Raw genomic sequence first — 17,129 nt, 5'->3', positions numbered from 1 at the left:
GAGTAACCGGGCGCGCAGCAGTCCCGGCGACGCGGGAGGATCTCCGTGTGGAACTCACTCTGCTCGGCACCGGTACACCCGAAGGACTGCCCCGCCCCGGCTGTCCCTGCGCCGCCTGCGCGGTCTCCGTGGGCACCCGGTCCCGCGCCGCGACCGCCGTCCTCGTGGACGGGGCGCTGCTGCTCGACCTGACCCCCGGGGCGGTGCTGGCCGGGGCCCGTGCGGGCCATTCGCTGGCCGGCGTACGGCAGGTGCTGCTCACCCATCCGCACGACGGGCCGCCCGTCGAGCTCCCGCCGGGGCTGCCGACCGCCGGGCGGGTCCCGGACGGGCGGGAGGTCACGGTGATCAGCGGGCACCGGGTGCGGGCGGTTCCGATGGACGCGCCGGGCACCGGCTACGACGTCACCGGACCGGACGGCAGCCGGCTGCTGTACCTGCCGCCGGGCGGGGCGCCGGCCGGTACCGACGGGACGACGGCGCGGCGCGCGTACGACATGGTGCTGGCCGACGTGTTGGGCCGGCCCGAGGCGCTGGCACGGCTGCGGGCGAGCGGCGCGGTCGGCCCGGCCACGGACGTGATCGCCGTGCACCTGGACCACGACACCCCGCCGGGGCGGGAGCTGGAGCGCCGGTGCGCGGCCGCGGGTGCGCGGGTGGTGCCGGACGGGACCACGGTCGTCGCCGGCGACTACCACGAGGCACCGGACGTGCCGCGCCGGACCCTGGTGCTGGGCGGGGCCCGCTCGGGCAAGTCCTTCGAGGCGGAGCGGCGGCTGGCGGCCTATCCGGAGGTGGTCTACGTGGCCACGGGCGGTATCCGCGACGGCGATTCGGAATGGGCCCAGCGGGTCGGTCTGCACCGGGAGCGGCGGCCGGCGAGCTGGCGGACGGCGGAGACCTGCGAACTCGTCCCCCTGCTGGAGGCGGCCGGGCCCGCCCTGCTGATCGACTGCCTGGCGCTGTGGCTCACCGACGCCATGGACCGGGTCGGGGCCTGGGACGACGCGGTGTGGGCGACCGACGGGCAGAAGCGGCTGCGCGAGCGGGTCGCCGATCTGGTGGTGGCCGTCCGCGCGACCCGCCGCCCGGTGGTGCTGGTCAGCAACGAGGTGGGTTCGGGGGTGGTGCCGGCGACGGCGTCGGGGCGCCGTTTCCGGGACGAGTTGGGGCGGCTGAACAACGCGGTGGCCGGGGAGTGCGAGCACGTGCTGCTCGTCGTCGCGGGGCAGGTGGCGGTGCTCAAGGAGTAGGGCGCCGCTCCCGGTCTCGGACCGGGCCGGAGCGGCCCCGGACGGGCTCGCCGACCCCGCGCGCAGGGGGCTTGGGCAGGGCCTCACCGGCTGTACGCTCTGGCAGATGACCACGCTGAATCTCGACGACTTCTCCGATCTGATCGAGCGCCCCGACGGGGGCGTCCGGCGTGACGCCGAGGAGCGCCGTGAGCGACTGGCGGTGCCGCCCGGCGCGCTGGGCCGGCTCGACGACCTCGCCGAGTGGCTGGCCGCGGCGCAGGGCCGGGTCCCGGTCCGGCCCGTGGAGCGGCCGCGCGTCGTGCTGTTCGCCGCCGACCACGGGATCGCCGCCGAGGGCGTCTCCGCCCGGGCCGCCGGCACCGCCCACGAACTGGTCCGCTCCGTCCTCGACGGGAACAGCCCGGTGTCCATCCTGGCCGGCCGCTTCGGTGCCGGCGTACGGATCGTGGACGCGGGCCTGGACTGCGATCCGGAGCTGCTGCCCGAGGACGTGGTGCGCCACCGCGTCCGGCGCGGCAGCGGGCGGATCGACCGGGAGGACGCCCTGACGGTCGAGGAGGCGCGGGCCGCCCTGGCGCTCGGCATCCGCATCGCCGACGAGGAGGCCGACTCCGGTACGGACCTGGTCGTCCTCGGGGACCTGAGCGTGGGCGGCACCACGGTGGCCGCCACCCTCGTCGCCGCGCTCTGCGGCACCGACGCCTCCGTGGTCACCGGCCGCGGCGGGGTCGCGATCGACGACCTGACCTGGATGCGCAAGTGCGCGGCGATCCGTGACGCGCTGCGCCGGGCCCGTCCGGTCCTCGGCGATCAGGTGGCCCTGCTGGCGGCGGTCGGCGGTGCGGACGTCGCCGCGATCACCGGTTTCCTCCTCCAGTGCGCGGTGCGCCGTACGCCGGTCATCCTCGACGGGGTCGTTTCGGCGGCGTGCGGACTGGTGGCCCAGCGGGCCGCGTTCCGCGCTCCCGACTGGTGGTTGGCGGGTCAGGCCGGCGGCGAACCGGGCCAGGCGAAGGCACTCGATCGAATGGCACTCAACCCTGTGCTCGACCACGGCGTCACAGTGGGAGAAGGAACCGGGGCATTGCTGGCGCTCCCCCTGGTCCAGGCGGCAGCCGCGCTCGCGGCGGACCTCCCGGAGCGGGCCGTGGAAGCGCCGGTGGACTGAGGCGACGGGCACCGCGGACCTGACCTGTCCGCGGCGCCCGCGGCGCCTGTGGACTGCGATGCCCCATATCATCGCTTTTCATGGGAGAGGTCCGCTTGACCAGCGCAGAGACCGACCGGAGCCTCGATCAGGCGGCCGGCAAGGGTGCCGACGGCAGAAGGATTTCCGGCGGCGACCCCGCCGGGAAACCGGAGACCCGCAGGGGGACGCCCCGTTCGCGGCGCGCCGCGGGCTTCGCGGTCTGGTACCTGCGGGCCGTCACCTTCATCAACTTCCTCAGCGCGGTGTGGCTGTCGCTGGGCCAGGACCTGCGTCGGCACAACACCGCCGACTTCTACACCCCGTACCTGCTCACCGCGGGTTTCGCCTCCGGGCTCTTCTCGCTGCTGCTCGCGGTCACGATGGGCCGCCGCAAGCGGGCCGCCTGGATCCTGAACCTCGTCGTCGGCGGACTGCTGCTGCTGGCCTTCCTCGTCGCCGCCTTCGCCCCCTGTTCGGGGGGTGAACTCGACTTCTGCTACCCGGAGTTCCGCGACCACGCGCAGAACTGGGTCTCGCTCGCCCTCACCGCGGCCTTCGTCGGCGCCCTCCTGCTGGGCCGCCACGAGTTCTACGCGAAGGGCGACCGCTCCAACCCCCGGCTGGCGACCGCGGTGGGCGCCGTCGGCCTGCTCGTCACCTCGCTGATCGCCGCCCTGCTCGTCGGCGCGACCAACACCGACGCCGACCGGGCCGACGCGACCTTCCTGGCCCGCTGGCGGTACGGCGTGATGCGGCTGATCACGCTGGCGCCGGACGACAAGGCCTACAACGCCATCACCACGCCCGGCTGGGTCGACGTCTTCATCAACGTGATGTCGATGCTGCTGCTGCTCGCCGTGCTGTTCGCGGCCTTCCGCTCCCGCCGGGCCGTCGACCCGCTCACCGCCGAGGACGAGCGCCGGCTGAGGGCGCTGCTCGCCAAGCAGGGCGACCGGGACTCCCTCGGCTACTTCGCGCTGCGCCGCGAGAAGTCCGTCATCTGGTCCCCCACCGGGAAGGCGGCCGTCACCTACCGGGTCGTCGGAGGGGTCTCGCTGGCCTCCGGCGACCCCATCGGTGACCCCGAGGCCTGGCCCGGGGCGATCGAGCCGTGGCTGGCGGAGGCCCGCGAGCACGGCTGGGTACCGGCCGTGATGGGCGCGAGCGAGGAGGCCGGGCAGATCTACGCCCGGCACGGCCTGGACGCGCTGGAACTGGGCGACGAGGCCATCGTCGAGACCGCCGAGTTCACCCTGGAGGGTCGGGCCATGCGCACGGTCCGCCAGGCCTACAACCGCGTCAAGCGGGCCGGGTACACCGTCCGGATCCGCCGGCACGCCGACATCCCGGCCGCCGAGATGGCGGTGCTGCTGGAGCGGGCCGACGACTGGCGCGACGGCGCGACCGAGCGCGGCTTCTCCATGGCACTGGGCCGGCTGGGCGACCCGGACGACGGCCAGTGCGTGATGCTGGAGTGCACGGACGGGAACGGCGACCTGCGGGCCGTGCTGTCCTTCGTGCCGTGGGGCCCGAAGGGGCTCTCCCTCGATCTGATGCGCCGTGACCGTGATTCCGAGAACGGCCTGATGGAGTTCATGGTCATCGAACTCCTGGAACGCTCCAAGGAGATCGGGGTCACACAGGTCTCGCTGAACTTCGCGATGTTCCGTTCCGTCTTCGAGCGGGGGTCCAGGCTCGGCGCGGGTCCGGTGCTGCGCATGTGGCGCTCGTTGCTGAGCTTCTTCTCCCGCTGGTGGCAGATCGAGTCCCTCTACCGGGCCAACGCCAAATACCGGCCGATCTGGGAACCGCGGTTCATGCTCTTCGAGAAGAGTTCCGACCTGCTGCGGATCGGCATCGCGGCGGGCCGGGCCGAGGGCTTCCTGGAGGCGCCCGGCCTGCCGAAGTGGCTGCACCGCAGACATCTGGAGACGATTAGGTGACAGCGCGGACGACGGGCCCACTGCGACGCTTCGCCCACCGCGAGTGGGGTCCCATGTTCGGGACCGTCCGGGACGCGCTCGTACGGGACGGGTGGCGGGCCGTCCCGATGACGATCGGCGCCGTGTGCCTGACGTCCGTCTTCCAGATCGTGCAGAACACCCCCTGGGGCTTCCAACCGGTCCAGGACCTCGGTTCCGTCAAGGCGGCCGATCCCCTGTGGCCGGCGCTCCTGCGCACGCCGCTCTCGCTGTTCGTGCCGGCGCTGGACCTGCCCGTGTGGGGGGCGCTCGCGCAGATCCTGCTGGTCTTCGGGATCTCGGAGATCTGCATCGGCTGGTGGCGGACCCTGCTGATCGGCTACGTCGCCACCCTCGCCGGGACCACGTACGCCCGGATCGGGCTCTCGCTGGGCGCCGACCACCCCCTCGGCCTGCCGGAGTCCGACCGGATCGTCAACGACACCGGGCCCTCCGCGGCCGTGGTGGGCCTCGCGATCTACGTGTGCTGGCGCTACCGGGCGTACCTCACCGGCGCCCTGGTGGTCGTCGTGATGATCGCCGAGGTGATCATCAAGAACAACCTGGCGGGCAAGGAGCACCTGGCGGCCATCGCCGCCGTCATGGCGCTGTGCGCGGTCCGGGCGAAGTGGGGGCCCGCCCGCTCCCGCGTCCCGCTCGGGCAGCGGCCCCCGCCGCCGCCTCCCCCGCGGACCGCCTGACCGACGCGGGCCGGGCGACAGCCCGTACCTTATGCGGGTGAGCACAGACCCCGGGCAGCCGTTCGCCCGCACCCGGCAGTGGCTGCGGGCCCATCCGCTGGCCACCGACGCCGGTCTCGCGGTCGGGGCGTTCGTGGCGATGGTCGTCGGGTCGTTCGCCGATCCCCACGGACCGCACGGACCCACCTTCGGGACCCGGGCCCCGGAACCGTTCTCGCTGCTGCTGATGCTGCTCGGCGCGGCGGCCCTGGTGGAGCGGCGCAGGCGGCCCCGCCTCGTGCTCGCCGTCACCTGCGGGCTGTCGCTGCTGGAGCTGACGACCGGCGAGCCGCGGGCGCCCGTCGTGATGTGCGCGGTGATCGCCCTGTACACGGTGGCGGCGCTCACCGACCGGCCCACGACCTGGCGGGTGGGCCTGCTCACCATGGCCGGACTGACGGGCCTGGCCATGCTGGCAGGCCCGCTGCCCTGGTACGCGCAGGAGAACCTCGGCGTCTTCGCCTGGACCGGGATGGCGGCTGCGGCCGGCGACGCGGTCCGCAGCCGTCGGGCCTTCGTCGACGCGATACGGGAGCGCGCCGAACGGGCCGAACGCACCCGGGAGGAGGAAGCCCGGCGGCGGGTCGCGGAGGAACGGCTGCGCATCGCCCGGGACCTCCACGACGTGGTGGCCCACCACATCGCCCTGGTCAACGTGCAGGCGGGCGTCGCGGCGCACGTCATGGACCGGCGCCCCGACCAGGCCAAGGAGGCCCTCGCCCACGTACGGGAGGCCAGCCGTTCCGCGCTGAACGAGCTGCGGGCCACGGTCGGGCTGCTGCGGCAGTCCGGTGACCCGGAGGCCCCGACCGAGCCCGCGCCCGGACTGGCCGTGCTGGACGAGCTGTTGGACACCTTCCGCAACGCCGGCCTGCCGGTGGAGGTCTTCGTGGAACTGGGGCGGGAGCGGGCCGCGCTGCCCTCTGCCGTGGACCTGGCGGCGTACCGGGTGATCCAGGAGGCGCTGACCAACGTCCGCAAGCACGCCGGCCCGGGGACCCGGGCCGAGGTCAGCGTGGTGCGGGTCGGCGCCTCGGTGGAGGTGACCGTGCTGGACGACGGGGGCGACGGGGCGGACCCGTCGCCGGAACCCTCCGATCCGCACGGCGGGCACGGCCTGCTCGGCATGCGCGAACGGGCGGTCGCCCTGGGCGGCTCCTGCTTCGCGGGCCCCCGCTTCAGCGGCGGCTACCGCGTCCACGCGATCCTCCCGACCTGAGCGGTCCCGCTCGGCCCCCGACCCCCGGCCCCGCAGGCCCTAGCAGGCCTTGCGCCAGGCTCCCAGTTCGTACTTCTTCTCCAGGGAGCTGAGCTTCAGCTGCCGCGAGCGCTCGCAGAAGCGGTCCGCGGGGAGTTCGTACTCGACGTGGAACACGGCCTTGCCCGCCTCGATGAAGGGGGTCAACCGCTCGCACTCGCGGTATTCGGCGCACTGCTCGTTCACCGCGAAGTCGAACTCGCCGACCAGCTGCGGGATCTGGTCGAGGTCGTTCTTCAGACCGACCGCCAGTCCCCGGTCGTGCGCGAGGCGGGCGATCAGCCGGTTGTAGGCGAGCTGGTCGTCGGCCGTGAGCGGGAACCCGGAGGGGTTGTCGTAGCCGTCCATGTTGTCGGGCTCCACGGCGTCGAAGCCCTTGTCCCGACACATGTCGAAGCGGGCGGCCATGAGCGGTTCGAGCGCGTCGAGCCGGCGGATGTCGAGCCAGCGTTCGCCCTGCCAGCCGTTGCCCTTGCCGAGCAGCGCCTTCGGGAAGTCGCCCGCGTCGGGCCGGAAGTCCTCCCAGGCCCCGGTGGAGAGGTAGCAGATGGTGCGGCGGCCGTCCTTCTTGAGCCCGGCGACCTGCTCCTTGGTGGTGGTGAACCCGTCGACGTCGTAGACCGGCACGTCGACGGAGGTGTCGAGCCCGCCGCTGAGCTGCCACTGCCAGGCGATGCCCGGCACCGGCTTCCAGCGCTCCCCCGGCGCCTGGTCCGGACCCGGAACCGGGCCCTCGTCGTCGCGGCCGGAGGTACAGGCGGTGAGCAGGAGCAGCGCCGTGACCAGGAGGGCGGCGAAACGCTTCATCCGGCCGCCTCCAAGGCGTACGGGAGGGTTCCCCACGGGTGCGCGCCCGTGCCGGGGACCGCGCAGTGGACCCCGGCACGGCGCTGCTCCGCGAGTTCGGCGGCGGGCGCGTCCCGCGGGACGGCGTACACGAGGTGGCAGAAGCGCTGCGCCGGGTGGTCCGCCGTCCAGGGCGGGGCGGTGGCCGCGTCCCGGTAGGCGTCCCAGGGGCCCTCGAAGGTGACGAGCAGGTCGGCGAGCCCGGCGTACCCGGGATGCGGGTGGACTCCGTGGTTCAGGACGAGCGTACGGGCGCCGGCCGCCCGGGCGGCGACGGCCAGCCGCGTGTAATGGGGCAGGAGTTCCGGGCCGGCGGCGGCCTGGTCGAGGAAGGCCCCGTCGGTGGCGTACCAGTCCCGGTGCCGGAGCAGGTCCTGGACGACGGCCCCGTGCGGGCGCCGACCGTAGTCGGTGTCGGCGTACCCGAGGACGGCCACGCCGGCGTCGCGGAGGCGTTCGGCGACGGCGGCGAACCGCTCGTCCCTGGCCGCGCCGGGACCGCTGTCGGGGTTGAGCACCACCGAGTGGAGCCGGCCCGCGGAGCGGATCAGCCGCTCCCAGGCCTCGGGACGGTCGGCGGGGTGCTCGTACAGGGGCACCAGGAGCATGGGGTCCTTCTTCTCGTACGGTCGGCCCTTCGCGTCGAAGTCGAAGGGATCGCGGGAGGCGCTCACCGGTGGGCCGTCGCCCGGCCGAGGAGCAGGCAGACGAGGACGGCCAGGGCCGCGGCGGCGGTCCCTGCGACCACGACCTGGACCAACCTCGGCTGTCCGGCGCCCGCCAGCAGGGCCAGGCTCTGGGCGACGGCCGCCGAGGCGCAGACCACGGCGGCGGGGCGGACCGCCCCGAAGGACTGCAGGAGCAGCCCGGTCCACATCACGGCGCCCAGGAGGAGCAGGGTCGCGACGCGGAGCCCGGTGAGGCCGGGGGCGTCGGGCCACAGCAGGGTCCCGGTGACGCCGAGGACGAGCAGCACCGCCAGGTAGGTGGCGAGGCACCGGGCCAGCGTGGTCAGCATCCGGCGCCGGAAGGCGCGGGGCGAGCGGGCCGCGCGCAGTCCCGCGAGGCTGCCGCTGCGGAACCGGTGCAGGAGCCATTCGGCGGGGCCCATGCTGAGGGTGAGGGCGACGGCGGACGGCGCGGCGACCGCCTCGGCGGGGCCCCCGGCGAGGACCTCGCCGAGCGCCGCGTACAGCACCAACAGGCCGGTGCCGAGGCCGAAGACCCCGTACGGGACGGAGTCCCCGATGCGGGGCCCGCGCCGCGTGTACTCCTCCTCGGCGCCGCGCAGCATCTGCCAGCGCACGGGCCCGCGTTCGCCCGGTCGGTGTTCGGTCCAGCCCCGGATGCGGCGGCCGGCGGCCCGCAGGCCGTCGGCCAGCGGGAGTTCCCGTACGGCGAGGGTGCAGGCGGCCAGCAGGGACACCACCAGCAGGGTGACCCGCACCGGGACCGGCAGGTCGACGACGAGGGCGAGGAGCGCCCCGGCCGCCATCGGGCCGAGCGCGGCGAGCAGGACCCGCTCCCGGCCGAGGACCAGCAGGACGGTCGCGGCCCCGACGTACAGGGCCTGGCCCGCGGCGAAGGCGTACGAGAACGGCGGCCCGCCGGGCACGGCGAGCGCGGCGGCGGTGCCGAGCAGGGCCCCGGCGGGCGCTCCGACGAGGAGGGTGCGCCCGGCGGCGGCCCGGTCGCCGAGGCCGAGCCAGGAGTAGGCCCGGTGGGACAGGGTCTGGTCCCAGACCCAGCCGATGAGGGCTCCGGCGAGCAGGGTCAGGGTGCCGGCGGGCAGGCCGAGCCGGTCCTGGGGGCCGTCGAGGAGGGGCGCCCCGAGCAGGTAGGCCAGGCCGGGCAGCGCGAAGATCACCCCGCGCAGCAGGCAGGCGGTGAGGGACACCTTCCAGGGGTCGGTGACGCGGTCGGGTTCCGGGAAGGAGCGCGGCACGCGGGCGTACAGCTCCTCGGCGAGACCGAAGGAGTCGTGCCGGCCGTAGGTGAGCCGGATGTACTCGTCGGTCATGCCGTCGGATTCGAGGATGGCGGCGATCTCGTCGGGGTGGACGGCCGCCGAGATGAACGGGTCGAGGCGTTCGGCCAGTTCGTCCATCGGGTCGGCGGCGGGCGCTTCCCGTCGGGGCCGGGGGATCGCCGGCAGGCCGCCGTCGGCGGAGCCGGGCGGCCGCTGCGCGCGGCGGCCGCCCGTGGAGCCGTGGCCCGCCGGTTCCCGGGCCCCCTCGGGGCCGGGGGGCTTCAGCCAGAGGGATCCGCTCACCACAGGCTCCCGTCGGCCGCGAGTTCCTTGTACCAGGGGTCGGCGAGCCGCTGCGTCCAGGTGTCGCCCTCGTGGACGGGCAGGACGGGCTGGCCGGCGAGTTCCCGGTAGATGTGCCGGAAGCCGTCCACGGACTGGTGGAGGGTGAACTTCTCGACGACCCGCTTGCGCGACATCCGACCCAGTTCGAGGCGCCGTTCGTCGTCGCGCAGCAGCGCGAGGGTGGCGCGGGCCATGGTCTCCGGTTCCCGGGGCGGGACGACCAGCCCGGTGTCGCCGACGGCCTCGCGCACTCCCCCGACGTCGGTGGAGACGGTGGTGCGGCCGCAGGACATGGCCTCGATGATGCTGAAGGGGAAGCCCTCGCTGATGCTGGACAGCATCACGATGCTGCCCGCCGCGTAGGCCTTGGCGACCTGCTCGATGCGGCCCTCGTAGGTGATGCCGTCGCCGACGCCGAGTTCCGCGCCCAGCTTCTCCAGGCGGATCCGGTACTCCTCGCAGCCGGCCGGCACCGGGCCGAAGAGGCGCAGCCGCAGGGCGGGCATCTCCTCGCGCATGAACGCGTAGGCGCGGATGAGGGTTTCGAGGTCCTTGATCGGGTCGATGCGTCCGCACCAGCTGAGGGTGGGCACCTCGGGTTCGGGGCCGGCCTCGGGGAAGGCGTGCGGGTCGACCCCGTTGTAGACGGTGCGGATCCGCTCCGAGTCGGCGCCTCCGCGTTCCTCCCAGCGGCGGTTGTACTGGTTGCACGGGGTGATGAGGTCGGCCTGCCGGTAGCCCTCGGTGTTCAGCTCTCGGTAGAAGCCGAGCATGAGGGCCTTGACGGGCCAACGCTGCGCCGCGGTGCGGTAGCCGAGGTAGCGCTCGCGCAGGTAGATGCCGTGCTCGGTGAGCAGGAACGGCACCTTGTCGAGGCGTTTCGCGGCGAGGGCCGGGAGGGTCGCGAGGCCGCTGCTGACGGCGTGCGCCACGCTGTCGGGCGGGATCCGCACGGACAGCGGGCGCAGCGCGTGTTCCAGCAGGTCGGTGGCGGTGAGGGCGTCGTGGATGGTGGGCTCGGCCTGGGCGGTGACGAGTCCGGGCCGGGTCCACGCGTTCATCAGCAGGCGCAGGACCGATTCGGAGCGCAGGGCCGGCGCGAGCCGTCCGGCCCGGGCCAGTTCGGCCATCTCGCCCAGGGCCTCGGAGAACCCGCCGTGGGCGGGGTCGATCAGGGAGAGCAGGAAGCTCTCGTACGTCTCGGTGAAACGGCGGTGGGCCCTGCCCCGCAGGGTGGAGCGTCGGGTCCTGGGCGGGACCGGGCCCCACAGCGGTACGGCCGTGTGCCGGTAGACGTTGCGCGGCAGTTCCCAGGTGACCGGCTCGCGTCCGGAGCCCGTCAGGGCTATGACGTTGAAGTCCACCTCCGGCATGCCGCGGACCAGTTGGTCGCACCAGGTGCTGACGCCCCCGTGAACGTGTGGATAGGTGCCTTCGGTGAGCATGGTGACATGACGCCCATGGCTCATGCGGTGTGTCCCCCCAGGACGGAAAAGGGGCCGGCGCCCCGAGGTTCGCGGTGCGCCGGCGCTGGGTGTTGCGGGTTGGCGGCTTGCTCGGGCCGGACGGACGGCCCGTCGGTCAGAGGAGCTTGAGCGTGACCGCGGACTGGAGCAGCTCGGGAGCCGTCCAGGTCGAACGGGTGCCGGCGTACGCGGTGCCGAAGTCCGCGGTGCCGAGCAGGAGCTGCTTCTTCGTTCCGTTGGGAGCGGTCACCGGGGCGACGACGCCGGAGGGCGCCTTGACGGTGACGTCCTTGCCGATGCGGTACGCGGTGACCTTGTTCTCGGCCAGGGCCTTGTCCCAGGCCGCGCGGCGGCTGAGCTCGACGCCGGTGTCCTTCATGCTCTGGTTCACGATCGGGGCGCTCGGCGCGTACAGCGCCCGGTAGGTGTCCAGGACCCGGTTGACCACCGGGTAGAGGGTCCGGTCCTCGGCCAGGTTGGACTGGTGGACGTAGTGCGGCCGCGGGTCGTTGGCCAGCACGTGCCGCAGCGCGGTACGGGCCTCCTGCGGGACGACGTAGTCCAGGTAGCCGGTGTTGACGTTCAGCGGGGCGGGCAGACAGGTCGAGGTGCCCGGGTTGTCCTCGCAGGCGCCGCTGCCGCCGTGGGCCCGGCTGGTGTAGATCCAGTTGTACTCGTCGGCCATCTCCGCGTTGGTGCCCGTGTTGTAGTACACGTTCATCGGGTGCCGCGGGACGGTCAGGGCGGCGCCGACCGCCCGCTGCGCCGGCTCGCGGGAGTTGTCGCTGCCGGCCCACTTCACGCCGTTGTCCGCGAGCGCGCCGGCCAGGTTGGGATTGTCCTGGGGCTGCTGCGGGGCGGTCTTGAGGCCGGAGTGCTCGCCGGTGACGAGTTCGGTGCGGTCGGTCGTGATGCCCTTGGCCGCCGCCCAGTTGTTGTTGTCGCGGATCTGCGCGGAGATCTCGGCCCGGCTCATCCAGTTGATGGCGCCCTGGGCGTTCTTGGTGCAGGTCCACGGCACGGTGGTGACGTCCTGCACGCAGCCGAGGAACGGGTGCGAGTAGGTGTGGTTCATCCAGCGGTACTTGGCCCGGTCCGCGACCAGCTGCGCGGTCATCGCGTCGACGCCGCCGTTCTCCGCCTTCCACTCCTCGCCGGCGCCCGCGTTGAAGAGCATGTCCAGCTTGAAGCTCTTGGCCGTCTGCCACTGCGCCGCGTACTGCGCGTCGGCGGCGGTCATCCGGATCGTGCTCTCCTGGCCCTCGCCGCCCGCGCAGGCGTAGTCGCCGGGCGTGCAGTTGAGCTCCTTGTTCCAGCGGGCGTCGGGCGCGAACACGTCGTCGACGTGGACGGCGAAGTAGTTGCGGCTCTGTCCGAGGTGGACCCCCTGCGTCAGCCATTCGACGATGCCCCGGGCCAGCAACCGGTACTGCTGCTGGTGCTGGTTGTAGCCGAAGGTGACGACCAGCTCGCTGCGCCCGTCGTGGGTGTACTCGCCGACGAGCGAGGCCCGGCCGGTGCCGCCGGGGACGGGGGCGTCGAGCAGGCTCGTGTAGCCGGCCATCGGCTTGCCCATGAACCCGTAGCTCTCCAGGATGAGCGGCGAGTTGTCCTCGAAGGCGACCTGACCGCCGAGGTAGCCGAAGGGCCCCGCCTTGCCGGCCGCGGTGACGGCGGCCTGCGTGCCGTCGAGCCGGCCGCCGTAGCCGCCGTTGTCGGTGTACTCCAGGCCCACGCCCGGGTGGGCCCAGGTGTAGGCGTCGACCTGGCGGATCCCGTACGTCGTCTCGTACGAGGCGAGCGCGGCCGCCTCGGCCGAGCCGGTTCCGAACGGGTTCTCGTTCGGGAGCACGACCCCCTGGTACTTGGCCCGCGGCCGGCCGTCCACCGTGTCGCTGAGGAACGCGGCGTTGATGACCGGGCGGCCCGCGCTGCCCAGGTCGACCCGGGTGTACGGCACTCCGGTGTCCCGGAGCTCCGCGGTGATCGCCTCGACCGAGCTGCCGCCGTCGTCGACGACCAGCACCTTCAGGTCGACGCGCGGTGTCACGGCCGCCTCGGCGGTCGCGACGGGTACTGCCACGGACATCAGGGCCGCTGCCGCCATCGCTGCGGCGACCCTGTTCATCCGGTTCTTGTTGACCATTTCGGCCTTCCCCCCGCAGGCGTCCCTCGACACGGCCTTGTGGCGGTCGGCCGGGCCGGGGAGGCTCTGTGGAAATCATGCAAAGGAACCCCGCGTCCCCTTGCGAGAGTGGGTCGAGTCTCTCGGACCTCGTCAGGTCTAAAAGGCAAACCTGGAACAGAGGCCACAGATGGGTGAACCTGATGCCGTCTTGATCGAACAACTTGCCAAACCTTCGAGTGACGTACGGACGAGTGCCTACGCGTAGGCTCATTTCCGGCGGCCGTCGGGCCCGGAATACGATCGCTGCGGAGCGGCCGGCGACCCCGACGTGACCGCAGCGACCACATACATAAAACGGAAGCGAGACTTCACCACCGTGACTGCTCTGACTCTCAGCACTGCCGGCGCGGCGACGCTGCGCGCCGACGCCCTCGTGGTCGGCGTGGCGAAGGGCCCCAAGGGCCCCGTCGTGGCCGCCGGCGCCGAGGCCGTGGACAAGGCGTTCGACGGAAAGCTCGCCGCCGTGCTCGACGCGCTCGGTGCCTCGGGCGCCGAAGGCGAGACCACCAAGCTGCCCGCCCCGGCCGGCCTGAAGGTCCCGGTCGTGCTGGCGGTCGGCCTGGGCCCCGTGCCCGAGCAGGACGAGTCCTTCGACGAGGAGGCCCTGCGCCGCGCCGCCGGCGCCGCCGCCCGCGCGCTGCACGGCACCAAGAAGGCAGCCTTCGCCCTGCCCCTGGACGACGCCTCCGCCGTCACCGCCGTCGCCGAGGGCGCGCTGCTGGGCGCGTACGCCTTCACCGCCTACCAGGGCGGCGAGAAGAAGGGCGCCAAGAACGGCGGCCCCAAGCAGCCCCTCGCCGAGGTGGCCCTGCTGGGCGCCAAGCCGCGCGACAAGGAGCACAAGGCCGCGGCCGAGCGCGCCTCCGTCGTGGCGGCCGAGGTCAACATCGCCCGTGACCTGATCAACACCCCGCCGAACGACCTCACCCCCGAGGCCTTCGCCGCGGTCGCCTCCGCGACCGCGAAGGAGAACGGCATCAAGGTCCAGGTCCTGGACGAGAAGGCCCTCGTCAAGGGTGGCTACGGCGGCATCATGGGCGTCGGCAAGGGCTCCGAGAACCCGCCGCGCCTGGTCAAGCTGACCTACACGCACCCCAAGGCGGAGAAGACCCTCGCCTACGTCGGCAAGGGCATCACCTACGACTCGGGCGGCATCTCCCTGAAGCCGGCCGGCCACAACGAGACGATGAAGTGCGACATGGCCGGGGCCGCCGCCGTGTTCGCCGCCGTCGTCGCGGCCGCGAAGCTGGGCCTCCAGGTCAACGTGACCGGCTGGCTCGCCCTCGCCGAGAACATGCCGTCCGGCTCCGCCACCAAGCCCGGTGACGTCCTGCGCATGTACAGCGGCAAGACCGTCGAGGTCCTCAACACGGACGCCGAGGGCCGTCTGGTCCTGGGCGACGCGCTGACCAAGGCCTCCGAGGAGAACCCGGACGCGATCGTCGACGTCGCCACCCTGACCGGCGCCATGGTGCTGGCCCTGGGCGACCGGACCTTCGGGATCATGGCGAACGACGACGCCTTCCGCACCTCGATCCACGAGATCGCCGAAGAGGTCGGCGAGGCCTCCTGGCCGATGCCGCTCCCCGAGGACCTGCGCAAGACCATGGACTCCCCCACCGCCGACATCGCGAACATGGGTGTCCGGATGGGCGGCGGCCTGGTCGCCGGTCTCTTCCTCCAGGAGTTCGTCGGCGAGGGCATCACCTGGGCCCACCTCGACATCGCGGGCCCGGCCTTCCACGAGGGTGCCCCGTACGGCTACACCCCCAAGGGCGGCACCGGCTCCGCCGTGCGCACCCTGGTGCGGCTGGCCGAGCGCACCGCCACCGGCGACCTGGGCTGACGTCCGCTCCCCGGAACGCGTTTCACGAGCGAACGCGCCTCGGGGCCCCGATCGGGGTCCCGAGGCGCGTTCGCTCTGGAAGAAACGTCGAGGATCAGTAGCTTTCTACGCATGGGTAACCGTTACTTCGGGCGGAACGACGGTCCACCCCGGGGGCCCGGCGTCCCGCGTTCCCCCGACAAATGCGAAGATGGGTTCTCGGCAGGACAGGGCCCCCACCACAGGGCCGAAGAAACAAGCGGCCGATTACCAGCCGCCGCCCGGTCACAGAGGACCGGTGCCCGGCGCACATGCATGGAGGACGTGACGTGGCGAACGACGCCAGCACCGTTTTCGACCTAGTGATCCTCGGCGGTGGCAGTGGCGGTTACGCCGCGGCTCTCCGCGCATCCCAGCTGGGTCTCGACGTTGCGCTGATCGAGAAGAACAAGCTCGGTGGCACCTGCCTGCACAACGGCTGCATCCCCACGAAGGCTCTGCTGCACGCCGGTGAGATCGCGGACCAGGCGCGCGAAGCCGGACAGTTCGGTGTCAAGGCCTCTTTCGAGGGCATCGACATCGCCGGAGTGCACAAGTACAAGGACGATGTCATCTCCGGCCTGTACAAGGGCCTGCAGGGGCTGGTCGCCTCCCGCAAGGTGACCTACATCGAGGGTGAGGGCCGCCTCTCCTCCCCGACTTCCGTCGACGTCAACGGGCAGCGGATCCAGGGCCGCCACGTGCTCCTGGCGACCGGCTCCGTGCCGAAGTCCCTGCCGGGTCTCGACATCGACGGCAACCGCATCATCTCCTCGGACCACGCGCTGGTCCTGGACCGCGTGCCCGAGTCCGCGATCATCCTGGGCGGCGGCGTCATCGGCGTCGAGTTCGCCTCGGCGTGGAAGTCCTTCGGCACCGACGTCACCGTCATCGAGGGCCTCAAGCACCTCGTCCCGGTCGAGGACGAGAACAGCTCGAAGATCCTGGAGCGCGCGTTCCGCAAGCGCGGCATCAAGTTCAACCTCGGCACCTTCTTCGAGAAGGCCGAGTACACGGAGTCGGGCGTGCGCGTCACGCTCGCCGACGGCAAGACCTTCGAGGCCGAGGTGCTGCTGGTCGCCATCGGTCGCGGTCCGGTCTCGCAGGGCCTGGGCTACGAGGAGCAGGGCGTCGCGATGGACCGCGGCTACGTCCTGGTCGACGAGTACATGCAGACCAACGTGCCGACCATCTCGGCCGTCGGTGACCTCGTCCCGACCCTCCAGCTCGCGCACGTCGGCTTCGCGGAGGGCATCCTCGTCGCGGAGCGTCTGGCCGGCCTGAAGGCCGTCCCGATCGACTACGACGGCGTCCCGCGCGTGACGTACTGCCACCCCGAGGTCGCGTCCGTCGGCATCACCGAGGCCAAGGCCAAGGAGATCTACGGTGCGGACAAGGTCGTGGCCCTGAAGTACAACCTGGCGGGCAACGGCAAGAGCAAGATCCTGAAGACCGCGGGCGAGATCAAGCTCGTCCAGGTCAAGGACGGTGCCGTGGTCGGCGTCCACATGGTCGGTGACCGGATGGGCGAGCAGGTCGGCGAAGCCCAGCTGATCTACAACTGGGAAGCCCTGCCGGCCGAGGTCGCGCAGCTCATCCACGCCCACCCGACCCAGAACGAAGCGCTCGGCGAGGCCCACCTGGCCCTGGCCGGCAAGCCGCTTCACGCACACGACTGATCGTTCGCGGGCGCGACGACCACTTCCGCACTTTCGTTAGGAGCAACTGAAACCATGTCGGTTTCCGTAACCCTTCCGGCGCTCGGTGAGAGCGTCACCGAGGGCACTGTCACCCGCTGGCTGAAGGCCGAGGGCGAGCGCGTCGAGGCCGACGAGCCGCTGCTCGAGGTCTCGACCGACAAGGTCGACACCGAGATCCCGTCGCCCGTCTCCGGCATCCTGGCCTCCATCAAGGTCGCCGAGGACGAGACCGTCGAGGTCGGCGCCGAGCTGGCCGTCATCGACGACGGATCCGGTGACGCGGCCCCGGCCGCGGCTCCGGCCGCCGCCGAGGCTCCGGCCGCACCGGCCGCCGAGACCCCGGCTCC

13 protein-coding genes are annotated in these 17,129 nt (G+C 72.6%); 8 read left to right on the top strand and 5 right to left on the bottom strand.

The features are described from left to right. The first annotated feature begins 47 nt into the window (after positions 1-47). The 5 genes from NOD94_RS05655 to NOD94_RS05635 all read left to right on the top strand — a co-directional run bounded on the left by NOD94_RS05655 (position 48) and on the right by NOD94_RS05635 (position 6,365). Entirely contained in the window at positions 48-1,253 is a 1,206-nt protein-coding gene (locus tag NOD94_RS05655; RefSeq protein WP_281204586.1) for a bifunctional adenosylcobinamide kinase/adenosylcobinamide-phosphate guanylyltransferase, read from the top strand. Between the two features lie 106 nt (positions 1,254-1,359). Further along, positions 1,360-2,424: a nicotinate-nucleotide--dimethylbenzimidazole phosphoribosyltransferase gene (gene cobT, locus NOD94_RS05650; RefSeq protein WP_281204585.1), complete on the top strand. Its 1,065-nt coding sequence runs from the start codon at positions 1,360-1,362 to the stop codon at positions 2,422-2,424. Positions 2,425-2,504: 80 nt separating this feature from the next. Then, the gene (locus NOD94_RS05645; protein WP_281204584.1) at positions 2,505-4,388 is read left to right on the top strand and encodes a phosphatidylglycerol lysyltransferase domain-containing protein; all 1,884 of its coding nucleotides are present in this window, start codon (positions 2,505-2,507) and stop codon (positions 4,386-4,388) included. A gap of 53 nt (positions 4,389-4,441) precedes the next feature. Then, a complete protein-coding gene (locus NOD94_RS05640) occupies positions 4,442-5,107 on the top strand; it encodes a hypothetical protein (RefSeq protein ID WP_281204662.1) in 666 nt (221 codons plus the stop codon). Between the two features lie 31 nt (positions 5,108-5,138). After that, positions 5,139-6,365: a sensor histidine kinase gene (locus tag NOD94_RS05635; RefSeq protein ID WP_281204583.1), complete on the top strand. Its 1,227-nt coding sequence runs from the start codon at positions 5,139-5,141 to the stop codon at positions 6,363-6,365. A 39-nt stretch (positions 6,366-6,404) separates the two neighbouring features. Here the strand turns inward: NOD94_RS05635 and NOD94_RS05630 are convergent, their stop codons facing one another. The 5 genes from NOD94_RS05630 to NOD94_RS05610 form a co-directional block, all read right to left on the bottom strand. Next, positions 6,405-7,211, bottom strand: a complete 807-nt coding sequence (locus NOD94_RS05630; RefSeq protein ID WP_281204582.1) for an endo alpha-1,4 polygalactosaminidase — start codon at positions 7,209-7,211, stop codon at positions 6,405-6,407. After that, entirely contained in the window at positions 7,208-7,858 is a 651-nt protein-coding gene (locus tag NOD94_RS05625) for a spherulation-specific family 4 protein (protein ID WP_281204661.1), read from the bottom strand. The genes NOD94_RS05630 and NOD94_RS05625 overlap by 4 nt, the downstream gene beginning before the upstream one ends. A 62-nt stretch (positions 7,859-7,920) precedes the next feature. Continuing rightward, positions 7,921-9,522 carry a hypothetical protein gene (locus NOD94_RS05620; RefSeq protein ID WP_281204581.1) on the bottom strand — a complete coding sequence of 534 codons (1,602 nt, stop codon included), beginning with the start codon at positions 9,520-9,522 and terminating at the stop codon, positions 7,921-7,923. Beyond that, positions 9,519-11,033, bottom strand: a complete 1,515-nt coding sequence (gene pelF, locus NOD94_RS05615; protein ID WP_281204580.1) for a GT4 family glycosyltransferase PelF — start codon at positions 11,031-11,033, stop codon at positions 9,519-9,521. Before pelF ends, NOD94_RS05620 begins: the two co-directional genes overlap by 4 nt. A 112-nt stretch (positions 11,034-11,145) precedes the next feature. Continuing rightward, positions 11,146-13,176 (bottom strand): hypothetical protein, encoded by a 2,031-nt coding sequence (locus tag NOD94_RS05610; protein ID WP_281204579.1) that lies wholly within the window; start codon positions 13,174-13,176, stop codon positions 11,146-11,148. A 358-nt stretch (positions 13,177-13,534) separates the two neighbouring features. Between NOD94_RS05610 and NOD94_RS05605 the strand changes: the two genes are divergently transcribed. From NOD94_RS05605 to NOD94_RS05595, 3 genes are all read left to right on the top strand, one after another. Next, entirely contained in the window at positions 13,535-15,064 is a 1,530-nt protein-coding gene (locus NOD94_RS05605; RefSeq protein WP_281204578.1) for a leucyl aminopeptidase, read from the top strand. Between the two features lie 308 nt (positions 15,065-15,372). After that, positions 15,373-16,761 (top strand): dihydrolipoyl dehydrogenase, encoded by a 1,389-nt coding sequence (gene lpdA / locus NOD94_RS05600; RefSeq protein WP_281204577.1) that lies wholly within the window; start codon positions 15,373-15,375, stop codon positions 16,759-16,761. A 54-nt stretch (positions 16,762-16,815) separates the two neighbouring features. Next, a partial coding sequence (locus NOD94_RS05595) for a biotin/lipoyl-containing protein (protein ID WP_348652317.1) occupies positions 16,816-17,129 on the top strand: 314 nt, incomplete at its 3' end.

This window comes from Streptomyces sp. Isolate_45 (assembly GCF_024721315.2).
In the GTDB taxonomy this organism is placed as follows: Bacteria; Actinomycetota; Actinomycetes; order Streptomycetales; family Streptomycetaceae; genus Streptomyces.
The sequence above is the reverse complement of the archived record's forward strand: the minus strand, read 5'-3'. Positions and strand labels throughout refer to the sequence as shown.

What these genes read in the sequence shown, in the direction of transcription:
- NOD94_RS05640 (WP_281204662.1), top strand. Translation starts at nt 4,442, where the DNA reads ATGTTCGGGACCGTCCGGGACGCGCTCGTACGGGACGGGTGGCGGGCC.
- NOD94_RS05625 (WP_281204661.1), bottom strand. Translation starts at nt 7,858, where the DNA reads ATGCTCCTGGTGCCCCTGTACGAGCACCCCGCCGACCGTCCCGAGGCC.
- NOD94_RS05610 (WP_281204579.1), bottom strand. Translation starts at nt 13,176, where the DNA reads ATGGTCAACAAGAACCGGATGAACAGGGTCGCCGCAGCGATGGCGGCA.
- NOD94_RS05645 (WP_281204584.1), top strand. Translation starts at nt 2,505, where the DNA reads ATGGGAGAGGTCCGCTTGACCAGCGCAGAGACCGACCGGAGCCTCGAT.
- pelF (WP_281204580.1), bottom strand. Translation starts at nt 11,033, where the DNA reads ATGAGCCATGGGCGTCATGTCACCATGCTCACCGAAGGCACCTATCCA.
- cobT (WP_281204585.1), top strand. Translation starts at nt 1,360, where the DNA reads ATGACCACGCTGAATCTCGACGACTTCTCCGATCTGATCGAGCGCCCC.
- NOD94_RS05635 (WP_281204583.1), top strand. Translation starts at nt 5,139, where the DNA reads ATGCGGGTGAGCACAGACCCCGGGCAGCCGTTCGCCCGCACCCGGCAG.
- NOD94_RS05630 (WP_281204582.1), bottom strand. Translation starts at nt 7,211, where the DNA reads ATGAAGCGTTTCGCCGCCCTCCTGGTCACGGCGCTGCTCCTGCTCACC.